Origin of the sequence: Rosistilla ulvae, assembly GCF_007741475.1 — a bacterium.
Lineage (GTDB): Bacteria > Planctomycetota > Planctomycetia > Pirellulales > Pirellulaceae > Rosistilla > Rosistilla ulvae.
Genome location: NZ_CP036261.1, coordinates 26,305 through 48,381, shown reverse-complemented (window position 1 = coordinate 48,381; position 22,077 = coordinate 26,305). Strand labels below are relative to the sequence as shown.

Sequence of the window (22,077 nt, the reverse complement as noted above, 5' to 3'; positions counted from 1 at the left end):
TGCCGCCGGCAGATTGTGGCCACTCTTTATCCGTGGCGTTCAATTTCTAGCCGCCGTTTCCGTCTGCCTCTCGAATTGCAAGCTGCCGCCTGGCGAGCCGCGCCAAATGATTTGGCCTGGCAAAACGCTCGGTTTCCGCGAAGGCTAGCGGTTTTTTACGGCGAGCGTTTCGCGTTTGGTCCGCCCTGTGCATGAAGGCTCTCTCCGTTCCAAGAATTGGCTTCAAGGAAACCCCCTTTCAATGGAGAGCCTAAAAGATGTCACGTTCACTGTCTCGCTATTTTCTGGCCGCACTCTCGGGTAGCACCTACGTCATCCCCGTCGTCGCCGCGCCAAACACCTCCGCACCATCGGCTCAACCTCGCCCCACGGCTCAGGTGGAGATGACCGAAGAGCAAATGATCATGTACGAGATCCGCAAACAGGTCGGCCGCGAACTAAAAGGAACCTAGTTCACTTTCCCCAGCCGCTAGCATCATCGCACTCTCCACGACGCTCCCCATCGCGCCTCGCCCCAACAGAAAGCACCGCCACCACCCACGGCTGATGTCGCCCCACATCGGCCCTCCGGTAGCTTCTGTTGGGGCTTTTTCGTGCGTCTACATCATTCAGAGTTCCTCTGTTTAAAGGATCAGCCGCCAAGTGCGATTAGACGCGTGGGTGTGCCGGGGACTTCGAACTTGGCCGCTACCTTAAAGTCGGTCAGCGAGATGATCCAGATACTTCCTTCACCTGGGTTGGTCAACGCGACTTGGCGGCGTCCGGGCAGGACGGTGACGGTGTGATGCCCCGAATGGCCTTCGATTTGATTGGGGCCAACGGCGATCGATTGCACCTGTTTCGCATCGCTGAAGTTGCCGTCGTCGTTCGGGTCGAGATCGACGACGATCAATCGATCCTTCGACGAATCCGATCGGTTCTCGGCAAATGTGAGCGCCAGTTTGCGACGGTCTCGGGTCTCCAGGACTACCGGTGTCGACAGCCCTTCCGCTTCGTCAAGCGGGATCAAAAGTGTGGAGATCGCGGGAGAGGGACCGCTGGCGTCGATCCAACACAATCGGCAATCCGCCTCTTTTCCCGCGGTGAATAGAACGTGGTTCTTCAAATTCGCAAACGCTCCGGTCCGCAGCGGCTTGTCCTTGGAACCTTTGCCGATCGCCAAGTGTTGGACTTCCACGTCGTCGGCGCTGCCGGTCATCTGCATATCGGCTGGCACCCAACAGACGCCATCGGCGGGCGCCAAGAAGACTTTCCCTTCGTTGATCGTCGCACCGTGCAGACCGCCTGAAGGACATCGGATCTCGTATCGTTTACCGTTGTTGGAACCGAGCCCGACGACGTCGACGCGGCCGCTGTTTTCACCGCTCCGATCGATCCAAGTCGAATACGCAACCTGGTCCTCGGCAATCGCCAGCGTGATATGCCCGCCGCCTCCCAAAACAAAGGTGGTCCGATCGGCTGACGGCTTCGGATCGCGTAGCCGCTGAGCTGTGGTGATCGTCATTCCGCTGCTCTTGTCGTTTGCCAAGACGAAAGAACTGCCGTAGTGGTACAGGTGGGCGGGGTTCCCTTGTTCGGTGTCGATCACCGACCGCAGCACGCTCGGCGCGCTGGGGAACTTCCAATGCGAGTGATCGCCGTGCGGTTCTTCGACGCCCCCCGATTCGATAGCGACCCATCCGCTGCCGATCGTCCCATCGGCTTGATCGCGGACACCGATCAAGATCAAACCGCTGTCGGCTTGCATCTGGACCAGCGACTGCTCCTCGACATCCAAGGCTGGAAAGCCGTCGATGGTTTTCGCCTCTAAAGAGTACTCGTTTCCTTGTCGTTTGAAGTCGCCGTAGCGAACCGTGGCGTCGGCGTCGTCTTGCCAAAAGAGTCGCGCTCGCGTGCGACCTTGAGCATCGGCGGTGCCGCAACAGGCTAAGGCCAAGCCAAGCAACAGGCAGCTTCGTTGGAAGATCGTTTTCATTGTGGATTACCTTTTTTTGCGAGTCAGTAGACGGACCGCCGACGGTGGCAGGTCCAGTTCATGGGGTTGTTGTGAAGTTGAGTCGAAGGATGGAATCGATAATCCGCTTGTCGCGGGCTTACCCAGTTTCGGGTCGAGGATCCAGCCGCCATCGCTGATCGATTCGACGGAGACGTAATATTGGGGACCGCCAGGCGGCGGCAACTGCTTGAATCGGGCTTGGCCTGTCGGGTCGCTGATCGCAGCGGCGACGACCGGTCCCGATTCGGAATCGTGCAGCTGAACGCGAACGTTCGCCAACGGATCGCCTTGGTAACGCACGATGATCGTGGGCGACTGATTCGACGATTCGCTGGATGAATCGCTGCATCCGACAATCGCGAGCAGCGAACAAAAAATGGACAACGGAATGGTTTTGATCATGGCAACTGCACCACCTCGCCACCGTCCCGCGAATAGGCTGCGTGGTAGGTTGGCAGATCGATCGAATCGCCGATGAAGCGGACGCTGCCATCGAGCATCGCATGTCCAGCCACGCCGGGATGGTACGAACGGGAGCTGTAGAAACCGCGGCCGTGCATACCGACATCGGGCAGGTCGGAGTTGGGTGACATGTAGCCGTTGATGACCGTTGCATAAGGGACGCCGCGAATCCACGACGCGCCGCGATTCCCTTGATACGAAGTGATGCTTGCCGGAACGACCGCCTGCAGATCGGGATTGGTAATCAACGCCCCGCCGCTCATAAAACCAGCGCCACTGGGATTGCTGGAGGTGCCGCCCCAGTTGGCGATCCGACGCTGCGGACCGGTTGGCGATGGTTCGGTCTCGCCGCTGGTTTGGTCGCCAAGAACGGTTTCCGCGATCAGCACCGTGTGGCTGGTGCCGTCGAGACAATCTTTGAACCCGGCCCAGGAATCGGTCCAGACCATGCCGTCGGTTCGGTAGCGATCGTCGTAATGGGTGTCGGTGCCACTTCCGTAGCTGAACATATAAGTCAGCCCCGCCGTGTAGCCAGCGGAACCGTCGGCGAAGGTCGTCGCGAACTGGGGATCGCCGGCGTCGCTGGGACACAAAAAGGTTGGCAGCACGCTTTCGATGGCGCCGCGGAGTGCGGGATTAAACTGAGCGGCCCAGGCCGGACCGACTAACAGCGGCGATTCAAAATCGATCAGCTCCGCCAGATTCCCCTGTTCGATAAAGGGAAGCACGCGGGCTTGGACCGAATAGCTGCTCGACCCCGTCATCGCCGGGATCACGCGAAAGGTGCTCTCGTAGTTGTGCGTCGCTAAAGCGAGTTGTTTTAGGTTGTTGCTACACGACATCCGCCGCGCCGCTTCGCGAGCGGATTGAACCGCAGGTAGCAGCAGCGAGACTAAAATGCCGATGATCGCGATCACAACTAACAGCTCGATCAACGTGAAGCCGCTGGTGGGATTGGAAAGTTTAGATTTGCGCATGGGATGCTATAGGTTTTGCAGACTTCGTCGATCGAAGCCGTTTGGGAGAACGATGTAAAGTAAAGGCGCCCCGCTGCGCAGGCGCAATCGATCGGGTTTGGTCGGACCGGTGACCGATCACACCACAAGCGCAGCGGGACAGATTGCGGTGCGGACACCATCCGATGCAGCAGATGCGCAGCATCGGACAGAGGGCAACCGAAAGGAGATGTCGCGAGGGATCGCCAGCAAGATTGCAGCGGCGCACGTCGGGCGACGTTCGCGCAGAACCGGCTGGACTTATCCGCAGACCGGTGGGCCGCGAGGTCGCGCGATCGAGAGGGCTGCAGCAGTGGCAACCGCATCGAAGATAGGATCCGACGGCTGAACCAATCGATCGGTTAACAGCGACGGATCGAGGTTCCAGTTCACCCCGGACGGACTGGCTAACGACTGGCAGATCGGACAGTCGTCGGCATCATGGTGGTGATGCGATTCGCCACCGCAGGCGCTGGCAGCGTTTGAATCATCCGCCTGCAAACCACTCGCATCGGGAAGATCACCAGCGTGATGATGGCAACCATGAGAACAGACGCTCGCTGCAGCGTGATGGTGGCCATGCCCGTCGCAGGTGGCGACATGCAGCCATGCGGGTGCGTGCCCCCAGGCAACAACAAGACACAGCAAGCTCGGTAGAATGGGTCGGAACAGCGAAGTCATGAACGACGTTCGTCTTCTTTAGTATTCGAGTTGAATTTGATCCGACCAAGGATTGATGCAAGCGGTACGGGCTGAGGTCGTAGAGGGTTCGTCGGGAAATCCGACGAATTGGAAACTTTGGCATTTTTAGCAGCATCGATTTGCTGGCATCCGCGCTGCGGGCAAAAAGCGGGATGGAGCTCACCACGCTTTTTGCCGGTGCCAGTTTTCGCGGCTTGCGATTTTCGTTCTGCTATTTTGTTGCTGGCAGATCGGTCGGTTCGTCCGCTGGTTTTTCTTTGATCGGTTCGATCGCGACGCCATCCTTCGAACCGGGGATCGCAGGCATCGCGGCGGGCGGTGGAAAGGCACTCTCTGGAATATCTTCCAGATTCTTCTTGCGGTCCTTTTTGGCTAGCAAAGAATAATTAGCCCCTTCGGTTCCCTGCAGATCGTAACGGCCCCAGTACTGTTGCGAGCTGGGGTTGTAGTAGTAGACATAACGCGGTTGCGATGGATACGAGATGCAGTAGTGGTAGCTGTAAGTCGGCGAACTCACCACCGGCCGGTAGTAGTAGCGGGTGTAGTGATACGAGCGGGATGGTTGGTAGGACCAACTGCTGTAGTACTGTCGGCCGCCATAACCAGCTTCCGCTTGGTCGACAGCAACTTGCGATAGCATTGCGACAGCCAATCCGACGAGGGCCATTTTTCCAACTTGCGACAACATCGGTCTTCCTCCGGTTTAAGGTTCTGATTCGTAGAAGGTATGCAACGTTTGGGTTTCTCGATTCCCATTACTCGCGAGCCACTTGCGCTCGCTAAATACCAGATGCAGGATTCGCTTCCCGACCGGACACCAAATCGAAAAATAGTTGGAGACCAGAAATTGTCGCCGCCTGAACTGGTTTGCACTCTGCGACCGATTGGCTTCAGCGTCGAACCTCGTGTCGGCCTGGGGAAATGTCCCGACGGTCCGTACGGAACGAAGCCGCGGAGGCGGCGGCCGCATAAAGCCTGCGGCGCGAGCCGTAGGTCTGGGATGGAGACGGTTTCGCGCGAGCCCCGGCTAGGGGCGACAGATCCGTAGTTCGTGTCGCCCCTACGGGGCTTTGGGTTGATTGTGGATCGCGTTCCTGCGGCTTGCGCCGCAGGCTTTATGCGATCGCCGCATCCGCGGCTTTTCAAGACTTTGGGTGCCGATTGGCTCGGGAGTCGAACCTTGTGTCGGCCTCCGGCTTTGTATTTTTGCTGTATGAGATACCAGCGACTTACGCCGCCGGCAGGTCCTGTGTCGGCCTCCGGCCTACGGCATTGGCGGAGCAGAGTTGAGTTGGGGTGGGACCATTCGGGGCTCCCTCTGTGGGGCAGAACGTTGCAGCTTCGGCTAGGTTTGACGCAAAAACATGTGGTGCCGGCTGAATCGTTCGTTAACAATAGATCGTGGAGGCAACGTGTCATGTTCGAAGCATTCCGGCTGATCCCAGCACTGCAGGCGATCTTCCATTCGGAGATCGAGTTCCGCGAAGATAGTTTTGCCGAATTAAACGCCGCGCAACGCGAGGCGTATGAGAGAAAGGTCGCCACGCCCGATGAGCCGATCTACCGAGTCCTGCCGTTGGAACCGACTGTCATCGAGCGGCAGGGAAATGAAAAAATTACCGTCGAACTCACAATCGCTACCCAATCCGAACGGCAACTGTTGCTCGACGCTGTCCGTTTCATCTACCGTGCCTCCGACCAAATGCCGGAGGAATCGACTTCGTTCGAACAACGGCTTGCATTCCTGCGACAGCGGCTGCCGCCGATCGTGGTGGGCGAACCGGAAGAGGATCTTTCCCGAGGCCGCTGATTTTTCCGTCGTCGGTTTCCAAGCAGGCGCCGGTAAAACGCCATGGTGTTGAAAAACAGACGATCGATGGAGAGCGAGAATACTTCGGATCAGCTGGGGCGTGGGCTGCCCGACTTCCACTGCAACGCGTGAGGCATCACGCCTTGGCGGATCGATTCGGCAGCGGCTTGCCCTGCTGCTTCGCCCATCGGAACGGCGTTGCCGGTGACGCGGTAGCTGGAGTGGGCGAAGAAATCGCCGCTGATGCAACGCCCCGCCATCAGCAGCCCGTCGACATCCGCCGCGACCAGCGAAGGATAAGGAATGTCGTATCGCTTCACCCCGCGAGCCCGCAGTTTTTCGATATCCTCGGGATTCCCCGCCAGTTCCAACGAGTGGACATCGATCGGGAACTTCGCGTTGCATACCGATTGAGGATGTTTCAGTCCCGTCGCGATATCTTCGCTGGTGATCGTGTAGCGACCTTTCACGCGCCGCCCCTCGCGAACCCCGATCTGTTCGGCTGTCGCAACGACCGCCAAATCTTTCCAGACGCCGCCGAGTTTCCGCAGTCCGCGGACGATCTCGTGCACCTCGCGTCGCCCAGCGATCGTCGCCTTGGTGATCGCAGCGGCGTCAAATGCGGAGACGCCGTATTCGTGATTCGTCATGATCGAATAGATCCCGCTGTGCAGATGCCGCAGCGTCGGAGCCCGATAGGACGGATCGATCCCCGCATCTCGCATGAACTTCAGAAACCGCGGCTTCGCCGACGCACCCGTCTCGCGAATGAACTCCTGCACATCTTCCGGTTCGGGACCGGTGATCAGAGCCATCATCGACATCGGTTGGCAGACACAATCGTCGCCGAAACCGAGATCGAATTGGCAGCCAGCTTGGGCGGCCAGATCGCCATCGCCGGTGCAATCGATGAAGCGGTCAGCGGTCCAGACCTGACGTCCCGACTTCGATTCGGTGATCACCGCGACCAACTGATTTTTGTCGTTGGTGACCGCTCCGACGACCATCGTGTGCAGGCAGATCTCGACTCCCGCATCGACACACATCTCTTCCAACACGACCTTCGCCAGCTCGGGATCGTAGACGGTCCCGCCCGAATCTTTGGCGACGTCGCTCCCCTGGGCTGCAAGCGCCGTAAGCACCTCTTTCATAATCCCCGACTTGCCACCGGTATCGAGGATCTTGGTCAGCATACCCGCGGTCCAAACGCCGCCAAGGCAACCTGCCAGCTCTAACAGCTGCGTCTTCGCGCCGCTGCGAGCTGCCGCCAATGCCGCTGCGATTCCCGCGGGCCCACCGCCACAGACCAGCACCTGGCTGTGTCCGGCGACCGGAATCCGCCGGCTGTTCTCTTCAAACGCCGCCGCATCGACCAACTTGCCGCTGGTTCGGACGACTTGGCCGCGGCTGATATCGGGAAAACCTTCGCTGGCCGAAGTGGAAACCTCCAATGCCCCGGTTGCCCGGTTCATCATCAGTCCCGCGGGGCCTAACATCGCACCAACGGTGGCTGACTTCAAAAACTCTCGACGTGCTCGACTCGGCATTCATTCGCTCCAAAGCTAGCAGGATAAGGGGCGGAGCCTGAAAATGCCAACAAAAAAAGCACCCCACAAAACCAAGGTTTCGTGAGGTGCTTTTAAGAAGGCGGAGGACACGGGACTCGAACCCGCAACCCCGTGAGGGGCAACTGATTTCGAATCAGCCTGCTAGCCATTCGCTTATCCTCCTCGACCCGGAATTGATAACGTATCGGCCGACAACCGTCAAGCAGGATCGAGCGGCGGTTTGGATTTGCGTGCCAAAGTCGCAGCATTTTGCGGGACTTTTCCCAAACTCATGTTTTCGGGGGGCCAGCCGTTTCCGCGTTGCTAGCGATTGCCGGTCGGTTTTGATTCGCATGGGTTCGTCGATCGGTTACGATTGAACGCTCCCCCGCCGGTCTCCCTTTGGCCTTCCCCGCACGTACGTCGCAGCATCGAGTGAACATGAAATACGCATTTTTTCAATTGCTGGCATTTCTCGGAGTTTCAATCGGAGCGGCTTTCGCCCAAGATGCCGCCGCGCCAGATGATGCTCCCGCCGCTGCAAAGGCCTCCCCCGGTGCAACGGTCAGCGAAGCGGTGGCCGATCCGGAATCGGACCCGCAGGCCGAGGCGATCGTTCGCCAATTGCGGCCCTCGCTGGTCACGATCCGTGTGAAGGGACGCGATGGACAACAGCGTGGGCTGGGCTCGGGCTTCATCGTCGACGCCGAGGGCTTGATCGCGACCAATCTGCATGTAATCAGCGAAGGCCGTCGATTTACCGTCGAAACGGCTGACGGTCAGTCATTAAAAGTCTTGGCGGTCGAAGCGTCCGACAGCACGCACGATCTGGCGTTGGTCCGCGTCGAGCCACAGGATACGAAACTTGTTCCGCTGCAATTGGCCGCCGCCGATTCGATCGCTCAGGGAGCGACGGTGATGGCGCTCGGGAATCCGTTGGGGCTGGAGTACAGCGTCGTTCAAGGGATCGTTTCAGCGATCCGCGATGTCGACGATCGCCAGATGATCCAGGTGGCGATGCCGATCGAATTCGGCAACAGCGGCGGACCGCTTGTCGATGCGAAGGGGCAGGTCCACGGGATCATTAATATGAAGAGCGCGATCCAAGAACGGGTCGGTTTTGCGATTCCGATCGCCCGGCTGCACGAGTTGCGAGCGCGGCCGAATCCCGTCGTGATCGATCGCTGGGCGCGGTTGGGGCGGCTGGATGAAAAACGCTGGACGCCACAAGCGGGAGCCGATTGGCAGCGCAGCAGCGGGATGATCCAGGTTCGCGGCAGTGGTGGCGGAATCAGCGGTCGGTCGTTGTGCGTGTCGTCGCTTGCCATTCCAGCGAAACCGTTTGAGATCTCGGTCAGCGTCCGCCTGCACGATGAAACCGGCGCGGCGGGGCTGATCTTTCACCGCGACGCGAAGGACCGACACTACGGGTTTTATCCCAGCAATGGGCGACTGCGGTTGAGCTGCTTCCTGGGCCCTTCGGTCTTCTCTTGGCAGGTGCTGGCCGAAGTCGAATCGCCCGATTTTCTGCCGGGCCAATGGAATCGGTTGAAGGTTCGCATCGACGATCAGGGAATCAAGTGTTACGTCAACGGCAAGCTGGCGATCGAATCAAACGATACTCAATTGACTGGCGGCAGCGCTGGCTTGGCGACTTTTCGGTCGACCTCGGCCGACTTCCGGCAGTTCCGCGTCGGCGATATTTCGGAAGACGATCAACTGGCTGGGCCGGCTCAAGATTGGTTCGCTGCGACGGCGTCCGATCCTCAGAAGCTCGATGCCGTTTCGCAAAGCGAGCTCGAGATGTTGGCGGACAGCCGCGACGCAAGCGTGTTGGAACTGGCGCGGCGTGCGATTCAATTGCAGCGTCAAGCGAAACAGATGCAAAAGCTGGCCGAAGATGTTCGCCGGGTCCCGGTGTTGCGAGCGTTGGGCGATCTGCTGACCGAAGAAGACGAAGACGATCTGTTGCGCGGGGCGCTACTGGTCGCGTCGTTGGACAATCCCGATCTCGATATCCAAGCCTATCTCGATCGGATCGATCAGATGGCTGGCGAGATCCGCGAGGGGATCGCTGAGGACGCCGATCCGGCGGCGCGGCTGAAACAACTCGATCGCTATCTGTTCGAAGAGAACGGATTCCACGGCGGCCGCGACGAATATTATCATCCCGCCAACAGCCATTTGAATCGTGTGATCGACGATCGCGAAGGGCTTCCAATTACGATGGCGATCCTGTACATCGAACTCGGCCGTCGGCTGGGGCTGGAGATCGAAGGGGTCGGATTGCCGGGGCACTTTGTCGTCCGGCACGTCGATGGGGAAGCCGAGGGCCAGTTGATCGATGTCTTCGAGCACGGGGAGCGAATGTCGCGCGCCGACGCGGCTCGGATCGTGCTGCAGTTTTCCGGCCGAATGCTCGAGGGGAACGATCTTCGCCCGCAGACGACCGAAGATATTTTGATCCGCGTGCTGCGGAACCTAATGGGTTCGGCGGGGCGATTACGCGACGCCGAAGCGGTGTTGCGGTATATCGACGCCTTGGTCGCGCTGCGTCCCGACGATGGCGAATACCGGATGATGCGAGCCGCGGCGCGGCATCAGACCGATCGCGATCACGCGGCGTTGGAAGATCTGCAGTGGTTGATCCAGAACCAACCGCCGGGGATCGACATCCACGAAGTCCAAGAGATGCGTGACTTCTTGCTGAAGTAGGGGCTCGCGAAGCGGGTCCCTTCGCCGCAGATGGTGAAGCAATGACGATTGCGGTGTTTGGGCGACAGGTCCGCGGAAACCTCAACTTATGGGTGGAATCCCAGCCAAACGAGGTTGACCGTTGGTCCGCTTCCACGCAAACTATTGATGCATAGTTTAATTCCTAGTGGGTGTTCACCGATGTCCAGCAGCCAGTTGCAAAAAGAACTCAAGAAGAAACGCCCCTTCGAATCGCCCGAACAGGAAGCGATCTTGAACCTGTTGCGGACCAACGACCAATTTCAGAATCGGTTTGGGCGACTGTTCCGCGAATATGGTCTGACCTCGTCGCAGTACAACGTGTTGCGAATCTTGCGAGGCGAAGGGAACCCGCTGCCTTCGTTGGAGATCGCCGAGCGGATGATCCAAGTTGTGCCGGCGATCACCGGGCTGATCGACCGCTTGGAAAAGCAGGGGTTGGTCACGCGAAAACGCTGCCTGGAAGATCGCCGCGTGATCTACATCGAGATCACCGACAGTGCGCTGGCGCTGCTGAAACAGATCGACGAACCATTGCTCAGTCTTCACAAGCGGTTAATCGGACACCTGAACCGCACCGAACTGAAGGAACTCAGTCGGCTGCTGGAGAAGGCGCGGTTGAGCCTGCCGGGACTGGACGATTGAATTCGGTACCGCCGCCGGTCACAACCAGTGTTTCAATGAGAGGGTAGGCTGAAACATAAACGCTGCTCACCGTGTGTTCCGCTGCTGCCTTTGCTTGCAAGTCTATAGATTTAGGCTAAAATCGGCGGCTGCGTTGCCGGCTTTCGGCGGCGATTCCTGGCGGAGCTCCAACCGATGTCATCGAATGCAACGCGATTTTTCTTTGGTTGTCCAGCATTGCCGTTGCTTTCTCGCGTCCTGTTCTTCGCCAGTTGTCTCCTGCTGACGTCGGTCGCTAGCGCCGCCCCCAACGTCTTGTTCATCGTCGCCGACGATTTGAACTGTGCGATCAGCCCCTACGGCGATCCCGTTGCCAAGACGCCGAATTTGGAACGCCTTGCCAAACGCGGGCTGACGTTCACGCGGGCTTATTGCCAACAAGCGGTCTGCAATCCGTCGCGGTCTTCGTTTTTGACGGGGCTGCGTCCCGATACCGTCAAAGTCGACGATCTTCGCAAGTATTTCCGCAATACTGCGGCCGGTGGCAGCACGCTGGTCACGCTTCCCCAGCACTTCAAGAACCACGGATATTTCTGTCAGAACATCGGCAAGATGTTTCACAACATGGGCGACACACAAGACCGCCGCTCGTGGTCGATCGATGAAGTCCTGTTTCGCGGTACTCACGCGGCCGACACGATCTACAACAACACGCCCAGCGGTGGCAAGCCGCGGCAATTTAAGGCTCCCGCGACCGAAGCTCACGACGTTCCCGATACCGCCTATCGCGACGGGCAGATCGCCAACTTGGCGGCGGCGATGATTCGCGATCACGCCACCAGCGACCAACCGTTTTTCCTGGCGGTTGGATTTTGGCGGCCACACCTGCCGTTTGTCGCTCCGCGGCGGTACTGGGATTTATATGATGCCGACACGATCCCGATGCCCGACCCCGCGGCGGCGCCAGAAGATGTGCCAGCAATCGCGATGCATCCCTCCTCCGAAATCCGCGGCTACGGCGGCGTGCCGAAAGATCGTCCGCTCAGCGAGGCGGAGGTTCGGCATCTGCGCCACGGCTATTACGCGTCGATCAGTTTCATCGACGCGCAGGTCGGTGAGATCTTGGATGCATTGGACGCAAGCGGTCGAGCCGACGACACCATCGTTGTCTTCACGTCCGACCACGGCTTCCACATCGGCGAACGCACGCTATGGGGTAAGACCTCCAATTTTGAACTCGACGCCCGCGTGCCGCTGATCGTCGCCGACCCACGGCATCCGGCCAGCCAAGGCAAATCGACGTCGGCTCTAGCTGAACTCATCGATCTCTATCCAACTCTCGCCCAGCTCGCCGGTATCTCCGACGACCTCCCGCGGCGACTGGAAGGGACCAGTTTGACGCCGATCTTCGAAGACCCCAAAGCTTCGGTCAAGCAAGCTGCTTTCACTCAACATCAACAACCCTTTTACGGCAATCCCAGCAACTGGAAGGCTTGGGGATGTTCGATGCGAACCGATCGCTGGCGGTACACCCGTTGGACGGCGATCGACAGCGGCGACGTGATCGCGCGGGAACTTTACGATCACGACAACGATCCGCTGGAAACTGTCAATCTCGCCGCCGATCGGGAACACGAGAAAATGATCGCGGAATTTGATCAAACATTAGCCAACGCGTTTCCCGAGCGACAACAATAGACGGTTTCCGCTTTTGGAAGCTCCCACCCCTACCTGTTTGCGACGGTGCCACGCCGACGCTCCACCCCACGTGACGATCCAACCCAACCGCCATCGACAATTACTTCCGAGGTGATGAAAGTGACACGAATCCTAACCCGGCTGCCCCTCGTTGCAGCGCTGATGTTTGCCAGTTGCCTTGGAGCTCAAGAGAGCGACTGGAAACTGCTGCCACTGGAATACAACAACCCCGGTCTGAAGGTCGATCTGGGCGTTGGGCTTTGGGCCTGGCCGATGCCGATGGATTACGACGGTGACGGTGATATGGATCTGTTGGTGTCGTGTCCCGACAAACCCTCCAACGGCGTCTATTACTTCGAGAACCCATCGCAAGACCCCGCAGAAAAGATGCCGGTCTTTCTCCCCGGCGTCCACGTCGGCAAGACCTCGCACAACATGCAGGTCAGCTACGTCGATGGCAAGCCGCGAATCTTGAACACCTGTTTTGAATTCCCTCGCGACGAAGCGACCGGTGCTTTTGCCTTCGACAAGCGAAAGCAGATCTATCCCAAGGGGAACGTCCACGAAAACAACGTCCGCGGAAACATGTGGCGGTACGTCGATTACGACGGCGACGGCGATCACGACATCGTTGTCGGGGCGGGCGATTGGTCGGAATACGTGTGGGACAACGCTTACGATCGCAATGGCCTTTGGCACAACGGGCGGCTGCGCGGATTCGTCTACTTGATTACCAATGACGGCAGCGATGCGTCCCCCGAATATTCGGATAAGCCTGTCAAATTGCAGGCCGGCGGTGGTGACATCGACGTTTACGGCTGGCCCTCGCCCAACTTTGCCGACTTCGATGGCGATGGCGACCTGGACCTGTTGTGTGGTGAATTTCTGGACGGTTTCACCTACTTTGAAAACATCGGATCGCGGACACAGCCACAATACGCCGCCGGAAGCAAGCTGGCCGACGATACCGGCAAGCCGCTGGTGATGGATCTGCAGATGATCACGCCAACCGCGTTCGATTGGGATGGCGATGGCGATCTCGACTTGATCGTTGGCGATGAAGATGGACGCGTCGCGCTTGTCGAAAACAGTGGCCAGATGCGCGGCAGCGAGCCCGTCTTCCTGGCTCCCGTCTATTTTCAGCAGCAGTCCGATACGCTGAAGTTTGGTGCGTTGGCGACCCCTGCAATCTACGACTGGGATGGCGATGGCGACGAGGATATCCTGTGCGGCAACACCGCCGGATACATCGGGCTGTTCGAGAATCTTGGCGATGGGGAAAACGGAGCGCCAAAGTGGGCCGCTGTGAAACTGTTGGAGGCGCGGTCGAGTGAAGCCGCTGACAGCTCGCAGGTCTTCCGAGTCCTCGCCGGCAGCGATGGTTCGATCCAGGGACCGTGCGAAGCGAAGTGGGGTTACACGACGCTTTCGGTTGCCGATTGGGATGGAGATCAAGATCCCGACGTCATCTACAACTCGATCCTCTCTCGCGTCGGCGTGTTGCGGAACGACGGTGGCGTGTTGATCGACACTGCGTTGGAGACCGGACAACGCGAAGCTCCGCCAAGATGGTATTGGTGGCAGACGTTGGCGTCGGACACGTTGACCCAGTGGCGGACGACTCCATTTGCCATCGATTTCGACGCTGACGGTAGCGTCGATCTGGTGATGCTTGATCAAGAAGGATTCCTGACGCTGCGACGCGGTGGCAAAGCTGCCGAACGCATTTTTGTCGATGAGAACAATCAACCGTTGCAGTTGAACACCAGGTCGTGTGGCAGTTCGGGACGCGTCAAACTGACGGTTGTCGACTGGGATGGCGACGGGCGATTGGACGTGCTGGTCAACTCGCAGAACGCTCTTTGGTACCGCAACTGCGAAGATCGCGATGGCAAGATCGTATTGAAGAAGGTCGGCAATCTGGCGCGGCGGAACGTCGCTGGGCACACATCCAGCCCCGCGGTCTGCGACTTCAATCGCGATGGCAAACCCGATCTGTTGATCGGTGCTGAAAACGGGCGACTCTATTTCGCCGACCACAACGACTGCATCACCTATCCCCAGGAGAAGCTGGTGGCCGCAAAAACTAAGGCGATCGAGGAGCCCAAATTCCCTGGCTTTGTCAGCGAGGAATTCGTCTACACCAAAGCCAGTTTCCCGCAGTGCCATGCGTCGACGATCTGCGAGACCAATCGTGGGTTGGTGGCCGCGTGGTTCGGTGGAACGCGAGAGAAGGATAAAGACGTTGGCATCTGGGTCAGCTATCACGATGGAAACGGATGGTCGTCACCGAGGGAATGGGCCAACGGCGTGCAGCACGATGGGCTTCGGTATCCCTGCTGGAATCCCGTCCTCTATCAATCGCCTGGCGATGGGCCGACGTTGCTGTTCTTTAAAGTTGGCCCCGACCCACAAACTTGGTGGGGCGAGGTGATGGTCAGTTACGACCGTGGGCGTTCGTTTGTCGAGCGCAAACGATTGCCCGAAGGGATCGATGGGCCGGTCCGTTGCAAGCCGATCCTGTTGGCCGATGGCAAGACGCTGCTGTCGGGTTCGTCGACCGAATACGACGGTTGGACGATCCACTTCGAATCGACGACCCTGGCCGATGGCCAACCCAGCGGCACCTGGAAACGTGTCGGTCCGATCGAACCGGCGACCGATTTTAACGCGATCCAACCGACGCTCCTGCAGCACGCCGATGGGCGTTTGCAGGTGCTGTGCCGGACCAAGGAGAGCGTGATCGTCAGCAGCTTCTCCGCCGACGATGGTGCTTCGTGGTCGAAGCTGGAACCGATCGACATGCCGAATCCGAACTCGGGGATCGACGTCGTGACACTCAAGGATGGCCGTCAATTGATGATCTACAATCACCTTGGCAGCGGCAAAACCGGCTGGGGGCGACGCGGTCTGCTGAACCTGGCGATCTCCGACGACGGCCTGGCGTGGCACAAGGTCGGCGTTGTCGAACGCGATGAAAAGGGTGAATTCAGCTACCCCGCGATCATCCAATCCGACGACGGTTTGGTCCACATCAGCTACACCTGGAAGCGTCATCGGATCAAACATGTGGTCGTCGATCCGGCAAAGATCCTTGCCGGAAGCCTGTTGAGCAAAGACAATTGGGATGCAGAGTGATTTCTGCATATCGAATCCCCCAATTTTTCAGAGCTCATGAATAATAACCTCTTCAATCGTCGCGACGCCCTGGCCATGCTGGGGCTCGCGACAGCGGGTGCGGCGATGGCTGCCGACGATTCCGCGGCACCGACAAACGCCAAGAAAAAGATCCTGCTGCGATCGTCTTGGCAAACGGTCAACATCGGCGACATCGCTCACACGCCCGGTGTGCTGCAAATCCTGCGGACTCACATGCCCGACGCGGAGATCACACTGTGGCCTAGCCGCGTCGACAATGGAGTCGAAGAGTTGCTGCGGGCGGAGTTTCCGAAGCTGAAGATCATCAAAACCGCTGCCCAGCGGAAGCAGGCTTTTGAAGAGTGTGAGTTTCTGTTGCACGGTTCGGGACCTTCGTTGGTTGCACAAAAAGATGTGATTCGTTGGCGCGATGAGACTCAAAAGCCCTACGGCGTCTATGGAATCACGCTACCGTCGAAGGGATCGGCTTCCACGAAACCGACGACGGAACCTGCGATGGCGAAGACGATCGAGGTGCTGAGCGGTGCCGAGTTTGTTTTCTTCCGCGATTCGCATTCGCTGGCTCTGGCCAAAGAAAAGGGTTGCCAATCGAAGATCATGGAATTTGGTCCCGACGGCGCGTTTGCTTGCGATCTGCGGGAACCGGAAAAAGCGAACGCCTTCTTAAAAGCCAACGATCTGCAACCGGGCAAGTTCCTGTGCTGCATTCCGCGGCTGCGTTACACGCCCTATTGGACGATCAAGGATCGCCCGTTCGACGAGGTGAAACACGCGCGGAACGAAGCGATGAAAGAGCACGATCATGCGCAGCTGCGTCGAGCGATCGTCGAAGTGGTGAAGACGACCGATCTGAAAGTCTTGGTCTGTCCCGAAGATCAAACGCAGATGAAAGTCGGCAAAGAATTGTTAGTCGATCCGCTGCCGGCGGAGATCCGCAAACGTGTCGTTTGGCGGCCGAACTACTGGTTGACGGGCGAAGCGGTCAGCACGTATGTGCAAAGTGCGGGGCTGTTTGGCAACGAGATGCATTCACCGATCATGTGCATCGGCCACGGCATCCCAGCGATCGTCTGCCGCTGGGCCGAACAGACGTCCAAGGGCTACATGTGGGAAGACATCGGGCTGGGAGATTGGCTGTTCGATCTCGACAACCCCGCCGACATGCCGAAGATCGTCCCGGCGGTCCTAGAGATGGCTCAAAATCCCGACAAGGCCAAGCAACGGGCCGCCGCGGCTCGCAAAGTCGTCGAACAACGGCAAGCCGAAACGATGGAAGTCTTAAAGCGTTCGCTCGCCTAACGATTCGAAGCCTTCGACGGCTGTTGATCGAACGGATGAAGCTGCTTCATCCGATGCTAGCCATTGGAAGCGCCGTTGGCAGTTCGAACCTTTAGGGGCTTCGGTCGAGGAGCACTGGCAGAGCCAGTGGCACTCAAAGAACATTCGGTCCGGCAGGGTCGCACATGCAGATATCAGCTCTCGGTCGTGTGCCACTGGCTCTGCCAGTGCTCTTGGATCGAAACTGCCGAAGCGGAATGAATCGACAAACGTGCCGATCTCAAGCCGGTTGCGATAGCCCGTTGATAATCGCATCTGCCCTTTGGATAATCCGTTCACAACACGCTTCAAAGCGGCGGCTCGACAACTGGCAACCCATCCGTTTTAGAAGCCTTTGCCGGCTGTTGATCGAACCGATGGAGTTGCTTCATCCGATGCTAGCCATTGGAAGCACCGTTGGCAGTTCGAACCTTTGGGGGCTTCGGTCGAGGAGCACTGGCAGAGCCAGTGGCACTCAAAGAGCATTTGGTCCGGCAGGGTCGTACCTGCAGATATCAGCTCTCCGTCGAGGGGCACTGGCAGAGCCAGTGGCACTCAAAGACTATTCGGTCCGGCAGGGTCGCATCTGCAGATATCAGCTCTCCGTCGAGGAGCACTGGCAGAGCCAGTGGCACTCAAAGAACATTCGGTCCGGCAGGGTCGCACATGCAGATATCTGCTCTCGGTTGTGTGCCACTGGCACTGCCAGTGCTCTTGGAGCGAAACTGTGGAAGCGGAATGAATCGACAAACGTGCCGATCTCAAGCCGGTTGATGATCGCATCTGCTCCTTGGATGATCCGTTCACAACACGCTTCAATGCGTCGGCTCCACTACTGGCAACCCATCCGTTTTAGAAGCCTTTGCCGGCTGTTGATCGAACCGATGGAGTTGCTTCGGTCGAGGAGCACTGGCAGAGCCAGTGGCACCCAAAGAACACCGCGTTGCGATAATGCGACCCCGCCGGCAATGGCTTCATTCGATGATCGACGTCATCGTGAGAAAGATCGGTGAAGCCTGTGACTCCAGCGGTTCGCGTCGCGATAAGGATCGCGACAGAGATGGGTCGGCTCTCGATCGTCTGTTGGAACCCAAAGTGCAACGCGACTGTTCGCGTTGCAGGAGGGCAGCAATAGGCGATGCTTCGCCGAGGGGCGTCGCTTATTGAGCGATCGTGACCTTTTCGATGATCACGGGAGTGCGTGGGACGTCGCCGTGAGGGCCAACGTTTCCGGTCGCAACTTTGCCGATCGCGTCGACGATTTCGGTTCCCTTGGTTACTTTGCCAAACACGCAATACCCAAAACCATCGCGAGCGTTGGCCCGGTCCAAGAAACCGTTGTCAGTGCCGGTGTTGATGAAGAACTGGCTGGTCGCGCTGTGAGGATTCGGAGTCCGCGCCATGGCGATCGTGTACTTTTCGTTCTTGAGTCCGTTGGCCGATTCGTTTTGAATCATCGCGCCGGTCTCTTTCTCTTGCATGTTGGGCGTGAATCCACCGCCTTGGATCATGAACCCATCGATCACGCGATGGAAGATCGTGCCGTCGTAGAAGCCTTTGTTAGCGTAGTTAACAAAGTTCTTAACGGTCTCGGGAGCTTTGTCGGGATACATCTCGATCTGGATCGGCCCCATCGAGGTCTTCATATCGACAACAACAGGATTGGCAGCGCTCAGCGTGGCGGTGGCCAACAGTGTTACGGCAAGCATCGCAGCGAAATTTCGCATCGGGTAGATACTCCTTGGTATCGGAAAGGCAGGTGGTTAGGTTTCACATCGCCCAGAGTCGTCGCAGCGGAATGAAACCGAGGGTTCTTGAGGTTCAACGACAGGCTATTGTCCGTACCTGACCTGCAAAGGCAAGTCCAATCGATCGAAGTCTTTTCTATAAACCAAGTTTTGCTAGCAAACCCCTAGCTTACTCAGATCGAAGCGTTCTCGCCGTTTTTTGAGTGAAGCAGGAGCAACACATCACTTCACCCTCCCAAAACGCAGTTTAGTAGGGAGGGTCGAACCAGCGCAGCGAGGTTCGGGGAGGGGAGTCCGCGGGGAATTCCAAGCGTCTCGAACCAGCGGAAGGCCCTCCCCGAAAAACGTCGCTAAACGCTCGTTTCTCGACCCTCCCTGGCTTCGCCGGGCGAGTGAAGCGCGAACTTGCGTCCCAGGCTGTCGCATGTCGTCGCTTTGCGACTGAAGCAGCGTCGGCGGCCTCTTCAATCAACCAAACAGTCCGTGCAGATACCACTGGCTGGTCGTCAGTTTGCGATAGACCCACAACCAATCGCCTTGATTGGTCTCGATGCGGAAGTAATCGCGGCGGATCATCGATCCGCTCCACCAAGCTGTCTCGATTCGCTCGGGGCCCCAAAAACGATGCGTCTGCAATTGGCGATCGCGGTATCCGAACAGCATCGGCGGCGTCCCCCGCTCGATCTTGAGGACCGTCAGTTCGATCGGTTCTTTCAACAATTGGATCGGTCGCCGCAGCGGGTCGTGCGGCGAGGGGACAAAGCTTTCGCTGTCGGATTGCTCGTTAAAAAATCCTCGCGGCTTCGTCGAACGGGATGATTTTCGAACGGCCGATCGGCTGCCGCCGCGTCGCATCCGCGCGATCTCACCGACCGGTTGGCCAGTCAACGGTTGAGTGCGGTAGGCTGATTCGGGTTCGGGATTCCGCGTCGCTCGAACTCCCAACACCGATTGTCGCCCCAGTCGTCCCGCCAGGTTGTCGATCAGATTAGCTAGCGCCGGGGCGCTGTTGGCATGCGTCGACGCGTCGCCGATCAGGTCGGGTTGGCGTTGCTGTAGCGGAGCGGTTAACGTGGCGGAGACCGCCACGCGATGGACGTCGGCCGGCAACCGCTGGCGGCCGAAATGATTGGCCAATAAACGGTTGAGATGTTGGTCGTCGGCGGTCGGCGCAAATAAGCTCAAACGCATCTCGACAGCTTCGTGCTGCAGCAGTTCAAACCGGCAAGCGATCCGTAGCGCGCCGTGACCGCGCCGTCGCAGTCCCTTCACCAACCGCTGCATTAATTGTTCACTGCTGTAGATCAAGATCTCCGTGTCGCGCGTCGGATGCTCCAGATCGATGCTGACATGATCTTCGGGGCGATGGTGGTAGACGGGCAACGGTTCGTCGGCGCGACCTAACAGTTGGTCGATCCGCAACATCAAATCGGCACCTAGCCGCGTGGCAAGTCCTTCGCGAGGGAGCCGCAGCAATTGACCAAATTGCTCGATCCCCAGCCGAGCCAGCGTCTCGACACAAGCCGGTTCTAACCGCATCACGCGGGTTGGCATCGAGACCAAGTGATGGAACTCGGTTTCCGGTTTGGTGATGCAATAACGTTGTGTTGTTTTGACGGTCTTGCGACGCGAGGCGGGGCTTCGCGCCAAACCCCACGCGGCGGCTAACGTGCTGGCCAGCGCGATCCGAACCTGCAGGTTGCGGCTTTGGAAAAATTCATCGATCTGGCGACAGAGCGATTCTTCGCCATCGAACAACGGACCGATCCCGGTCACGTCCATCACCAAGCCTTGCGGCATGTGCAGCAGCTGGCCCGCCCAAGGGCGTGGGCCCAGCGGTTCCAGGCCGACCAATGGACTGAAGCGTTCGGTGCAGGCGGCGGCGAGTTCCTGCAGCGCTTCGAGGTCGGCTTGAGCGTCGTGCGGTTGAGTCGTCGATTGCGCATCGGTTGCCGCTTCGATCAACGAAGTCGCTTCGCCGCCGGACATCTCGACTTTGATCCCCGCCATCGCAGCGCGGCGACAGCAGGCGACGACGCGCTGGCCGCGGCGAGGGTCGCGAGCGATCAAGACCAGCGGCGGGCGATCAGGCCCGGCGGGCAGATTGCTGGCGGCGTGCAGTCTTTGGATGGGCCAATTCGGCAGCCAAATGCTGAGCACTCTTGGATTCACGTGGCAGTTCCTTGCGAACGATTCGCGACTGTTGATCGATCTGCAGCATCAATTGCTGTCCGGCAGTAGCCCCGCGGGCACGCAGCAACCGCACGGCCAGCAAGCGGTCGGAATTCGCCGTCAGGATGGAGGTCGGGGCAGCCGATCGGGGGACGACTCCGCGGACCTGCCAACGGACCTCGGCCCAGCTGGTTTGCCGGATCGCTGTCGCTGGCCGCAACAGCATCCCCAACGTGGCTCCCGTTTCGGCAGCCAATTGCAACCGCCGGGCGTCATTGTCCTGCAGATTCCCGACGCGCCCCCAAACCGCCGCCACCGCGGAACAGCGAAGCGATTGGTCGAGCGACCAGATCAGGTCTTCTCGCGACTTGGGCTGCAGCAGCACGATCGCATCGGATGGCAACCCCGCAGCGATCGCGGCGGGGGGATAAAACGTCCGATCGGTGTCGACGATCACGACCTTGCCGCCGGTGTGCCGATGAGCCGCGACCGCACCGGTCAGCGACAACCAAGCCGCACCGCCGGCGTGCCCGACGTCGATCCATTCGACCAATGAACCCGGGGGATAACCGGCTTGGGGGAGCAGTGCGTCCAGCGGTTCGATGCCCGAAGAGATCGCTTGCGATTCGGGACGCCGAGCCGCTTCGACGCGGCGTAGCTGTTTTCGCAAGCTGGACAAAACGTCCGCTTTGCCGGCGGGCGGCTGGCACTCGTCCTGCTCGCCGTTTTTCGAACACCGTTGCAGTGTGGAAAAAACGTCAGTTTTGGTGTCTGGCGGCGCGGCAGCTAGCTCGGCAGAACCCGCGGCCAGTGGTGGTTCCACCGGCGGCTGAGCCTTCCTTTCTGGAAATGCTAGCGTTTTTGCAGGCTCATCCCACAATTGCAGTTGCACAGACATCGCTCCCTCACCATGAACTTGATGTATCGGTGAAACATCAATGCTATCACCAACAATTCAGTTGTCCACGAAGAGGATATTTGGCGTTTGGACACGTTTGGTCCCCGCCCTAAATCGTTCTAAAGCTTCGCCAGCCAAACGACTTATTCGCTATCCAGAGCCCTTATTTCGTTAGCGGGTTGAGGGTTGCAAGTCAAAGCTTTGCAACACGACGGG

General features: G+C 58.8%; 16 protein-coding genes and 1 tRNA gene. 7 read left to right on the top strand and 10 right to left on the bottom strand.

Translation table 11 applies throughout. The features are described from left to right. Window positions 1-257: 257 nt before the first annotated feature. Complete coding sequence (locus EC9_RS00210) at window positions 258-452, top strand: hypothetical protein (RefSeq protein WP_145341338.1); 195 nt, start codon at window positions 258-260, stop codon at window positions 450-452. A 179-nt stretch (window positions 453-631) separates the two neighbouring features. On the opposite strand, the gene EC9_RS00205 is transcribed toward EC9_RS00210, so the two are convergent. The 5 genes from EC9_RS00205 to EC9_RS00185 all read right to left on the bottom strand — a co-directional run bounded on the left by EC9_RS00205 (window position 632) and on the right by EC9_RS00185 (window position 4,843). Further along, window positions 632-1,975 (bottom strand): hypothetical protein, encoded by a 1,344-nt coding sequence (locus EC9_RS00205; RefSeq protein WP_246105894.1) that lies wholly within the window; start codon window positions 1,973-1,975, stop codon window positions 632-634. Between the two features lie 6 nt (window positions 1,976-1,981). Beyond that, window positions 1,982-2,380, bottom strand: coding sequence for a hypothetical protein (locus EC9_RS00200; RefSeq protein WP_145341336.1), 399 nt, complete (start codon window positions 2,378-2,380; stop codon window positions 1,982-1,984). A gap of 14 nt (window positions 2,381-2,394) precedes the next feature. Next, the gene (locus EC9_RS00195) at window positions 2,395-3,435 is read right to left on the bottom strand and encodes a DUF1559 domain-containing protein (RefSeq protein ID WP_145341334.1); all 1,041 of its coding nucleotides are present in this window, start codon (window positions 3,433-3,435) and stop codon (window positions 2,395-2,397) included. Window positions 3,436-3,714: 279 nt separating this feature from the next. Further along, window positions 3,715-4,134 carry a DUF2946 family protein gene (locus EC9_RS00190; protein WP_145341332.1) on the bottom strand — a complete coding sequence of 140 codons (420 nt, stop codon included), beginning with the start codon at window positions 4,132-4,134 and terminating at the stop codon, window positions 3,715-3,717. A 232-nt stretch (window positions 4,135-4,366) separates the two neighbouring features. Continuing rightward, window positions 4,367-4,843 (bottom strand): hypothetical protein, encoded by a 477-nt coding sequence (locus tag EC9_RS00185; RefSeq protein WP_145341329.1) that lies wholly within the window; start codon window positions 4,841-4,843, stop codon window positions 4,367-4,369. A 729-nt stretch (window positions 4,844-5,572) separates the two neighbouring features. Between EC9_RS00185 and EC9_RS00180 the strand changes: the two genes are divergently transcribed. Then, window positions 5,573-5,965: a hypothetical protein gene (locus EC9_RS00180; RefSeq protein WP_145341327.1), complete on the top strand. Its 393-nt coding sequence runs from the start codon at window positions 5,573-5,575 to the stop codon at window positions 5,963-5,965. 89 nt (window positions 5,966-6,054) lie between these two features. Here EC9_RS00180 and EC9_RS00175 read toward each other — a convergent pair whose 3' ends face one another. Together EC9_RS00175 and EC9_RS00170 are read right to left on the bottom strand one after the other, a co-directional pair. After that, window positions 6,055-7,512 carry an FAD-dependent oxidoreductase gene (locus tag EC9_RS00175; RefSeq protein ID WP_218934472.1) on the bottom strand — a complete coding sequence of 486 codons (1,458 nt, stop codon included), beginning with the start codon at window positions 7,510-7,512 and terminating at the stop codon, window positions 6,055-6,057. Between the two features lie 101 nt (window positions 7,513-7,613). After that, window positions 7,614-7,695, bottom strand: a tRNA-Ser gene (locus tag EC9_RS00170). Between the two features lie 258 nt (window positions 7,696-7,953). Here EC9_RS00170 and EC9_RS00165 point away from each other — a divergent pair. From EC9_RS00165 to EC9_RS00145, 5 genes are all read left to right on the top strand, one after another. Beyond that, entirely contained in the window at window positions 7,954-10,227 is a 2,274-nt protein-coding gene (locus EC9_RS00165; protein WP_145341325.1) for a transglutaminase family protein, read from the top strand. 180 nt (window positions 10,228-10,407) lie between these two features. Continuing rightward, window positions 10,408-10,890, top strand: coding sequence for a MarR family winged helix-turn-helix transcriptional regulator (locus EC9_RS00160; RefSeq protein ID WP_145117163.1), 483 nt, complete (start codon window positions 10,408-10,410; stop codon window positions 10,888-10,890). A gap of 174 nt (window positions 10,891-11,064) precedes the next feature. After that, entirely contained in the window at window positions 11,065-12,567 is a 1,503-nt protein-coding gene (locus tag EC9_RS00155; protein ID WP_145341323.1) for a sulfatase, read from the top strand. 162 nt (window positions 12,568-12,729) lie between these two features. Next, window positions 12,730-15,705, top strand: coding sequence for an exo-alpha-sialidase (locus tag EC9_RS00150; RefSeq protein ID WP_391556738.1), 2,976 nt, complete (start codon window positions 12,730-12,732; stop codon window positions 15,703-15,705). 36 nt (window positions 15,706-15,741) lie between these two features. Next, window positions 15,742-17,025, top strand: coding sequence for a polysaccharide pyruvyl transferase family protein (locus EC9_RS00145; protein ID WP_145341319.1), 1,284 nt, complete (start codon window positions 15,742-15,744; stop codon window positions 17,023-17,025). Between the two features lie 1,178 nt (window positions 17,026-18,203). Here the strand turns inward: EC9_RS00145 and EC9_RS00140 are convergent. The 3 genes from EC9_RS00140 to EC9_RS00130 form a co-directional block, all read right to left on the bottom strand. Next, window positions 18,204-18,770: a peptidylprolyl isomerase gene (locus EC9_RS00140; protein WP_145117167.1), complete on the bottom strand. Its 567-nt coding sequence runs from the start codon at window positions 18,768-18,770 to the stop codon at window positions 18,204-18,206. Window positions 18,771-19,259: 489 nt separating this feature from the next. Next, window positions 19,260-20,963 (bottom strand): Y-family DNA polymerase, encoded by a 1,704-nt coding sequence (locus EC9_RS00135; protein ID WP_145341317.1) that lies wholly within the window; start codon window positions 20,961-20,963, stop codon window positions 19,260-19,262. Next, window positions 20,878-21,861 carry an ImuA family protein gene (locus EC9_RS00130; RefSeq protein WP_145341315.1) on the bottom strand — a complete coding sequence of 328 codons (984 nt, stop codon included), beginning with the start codon at window positions 21,859-21,861 and terminating at the stop codon, window positions 20,878-20,880. Before EC9_RS00130 ends, EC9_RS00135 begins: the two co-directional genes overlap by 86 nt. Between the last annotated feature and the right edge of the window lie 216 nt (window positions 21,862-22,077).

Excerpts from the sequence above, each read along its gene's own strand:
- EC9_RS00185 (WP_145341329.1), bottom strand. The coding sequence starts at position 4,843 with ATGTTGTCGCAAGTTGGAAAAATGGCCCTCGTCGGATTGGCTGTCGCA.
- EC9_RS00155 (WP_145341323.1), top strand. The coding sequence starts at position 11,065 with ATGTCATCGAATGCAACGCGATTTTTCTTTGGTTGTCCAGCATTGCCG.
- EC9_RS00165 (WP_145341325.1), top strand. The coding sequence starts at position 7,954 with ATGAAATACGCATTTTTTCAATTGCTGGCATTTCTCGGAGTTTCAATC.
- EC9_RS00205 (WP_246105894.1), bottom strand. The coding sequence starts at position 1,975 with ATGAAAACGATCTTCCAACGAAGCTGCCTGTTGCTTGGCTTGGCCTTA.
- EC9_RS00195 (WP_145341334.1), bottom strand. The coding sequence starts at position 3,435 with ATGCGCAAATCTAAACTTTCCAATCCCACCAGCGGCTTCACGTTGATC.
- EC9_RS00175 (WP_218934472.1), bottom strand. The coding sequence starts at position 7,512 with ATGCCGAGTCGAGCACGTCGAGAGTTTTTGAAGTCAGCCACCGTTGGT.
- EC9_RS00145 (WP_145341319.1), top strand. The coding sequence starts at position 15,742 with ATGAATAATAACCTCTTCAATCGTCGCGACGCCCTGGCCATGCTGGGG.
- EC9_RS00190 (WP_145341332.1), bottom strand. The coding sequence starts at position 4,134 with ATGACTTCGCTGTTCCGACCCATTCTACCGAGCTTGCTGTGTCTTGTT.
- EC9_RS00160 (WP_145117163.1), top strand. The coding sequence starts at position 10,408 with ATGTCCAGCAGCCAGTTGCAAAAAGAACTCAAGAAGAAACGCCCCTTC.
- EC9_RS00140 (WP_145117167.1), bottom strand. The coding sequence starts at position 18,770 with ATGCGAAATTTCGCTGCGATGCTTGCCGTAACACTGTTGGCCACCGCC.
- EC9_RS00180 (WP_145341327.1), top strand. The coding sequence starts at position 5,573 with ATGTTCGAAGCATTCCGGCTGATCCCAGCACTGCAGGCGATCTTCCAT.
- EC9_RS00150 (WP_391556738.1), top strand. The coding sequence starts at position 12,730 with ATGTTTGCCAGTTGCCTTGGAGCTCAAGAGAGCGACTGGAAACTGCTG.
- EC9_RS00130 (WP_145341315.1), bottom strand. The coding sequence starts at position 21,861 with ATGTCTGTGCAACTGCAATTGTGGGATGAGCCTGCAAAAACGCTAGCA.
- EC9_RS00210 (WP_145341338.1), top strand. The coding sequence starts at position 258 with ATGTCACGTTCACTGTCTCGCTATTTTCTGGCCGCACTCTCGGGTAGC.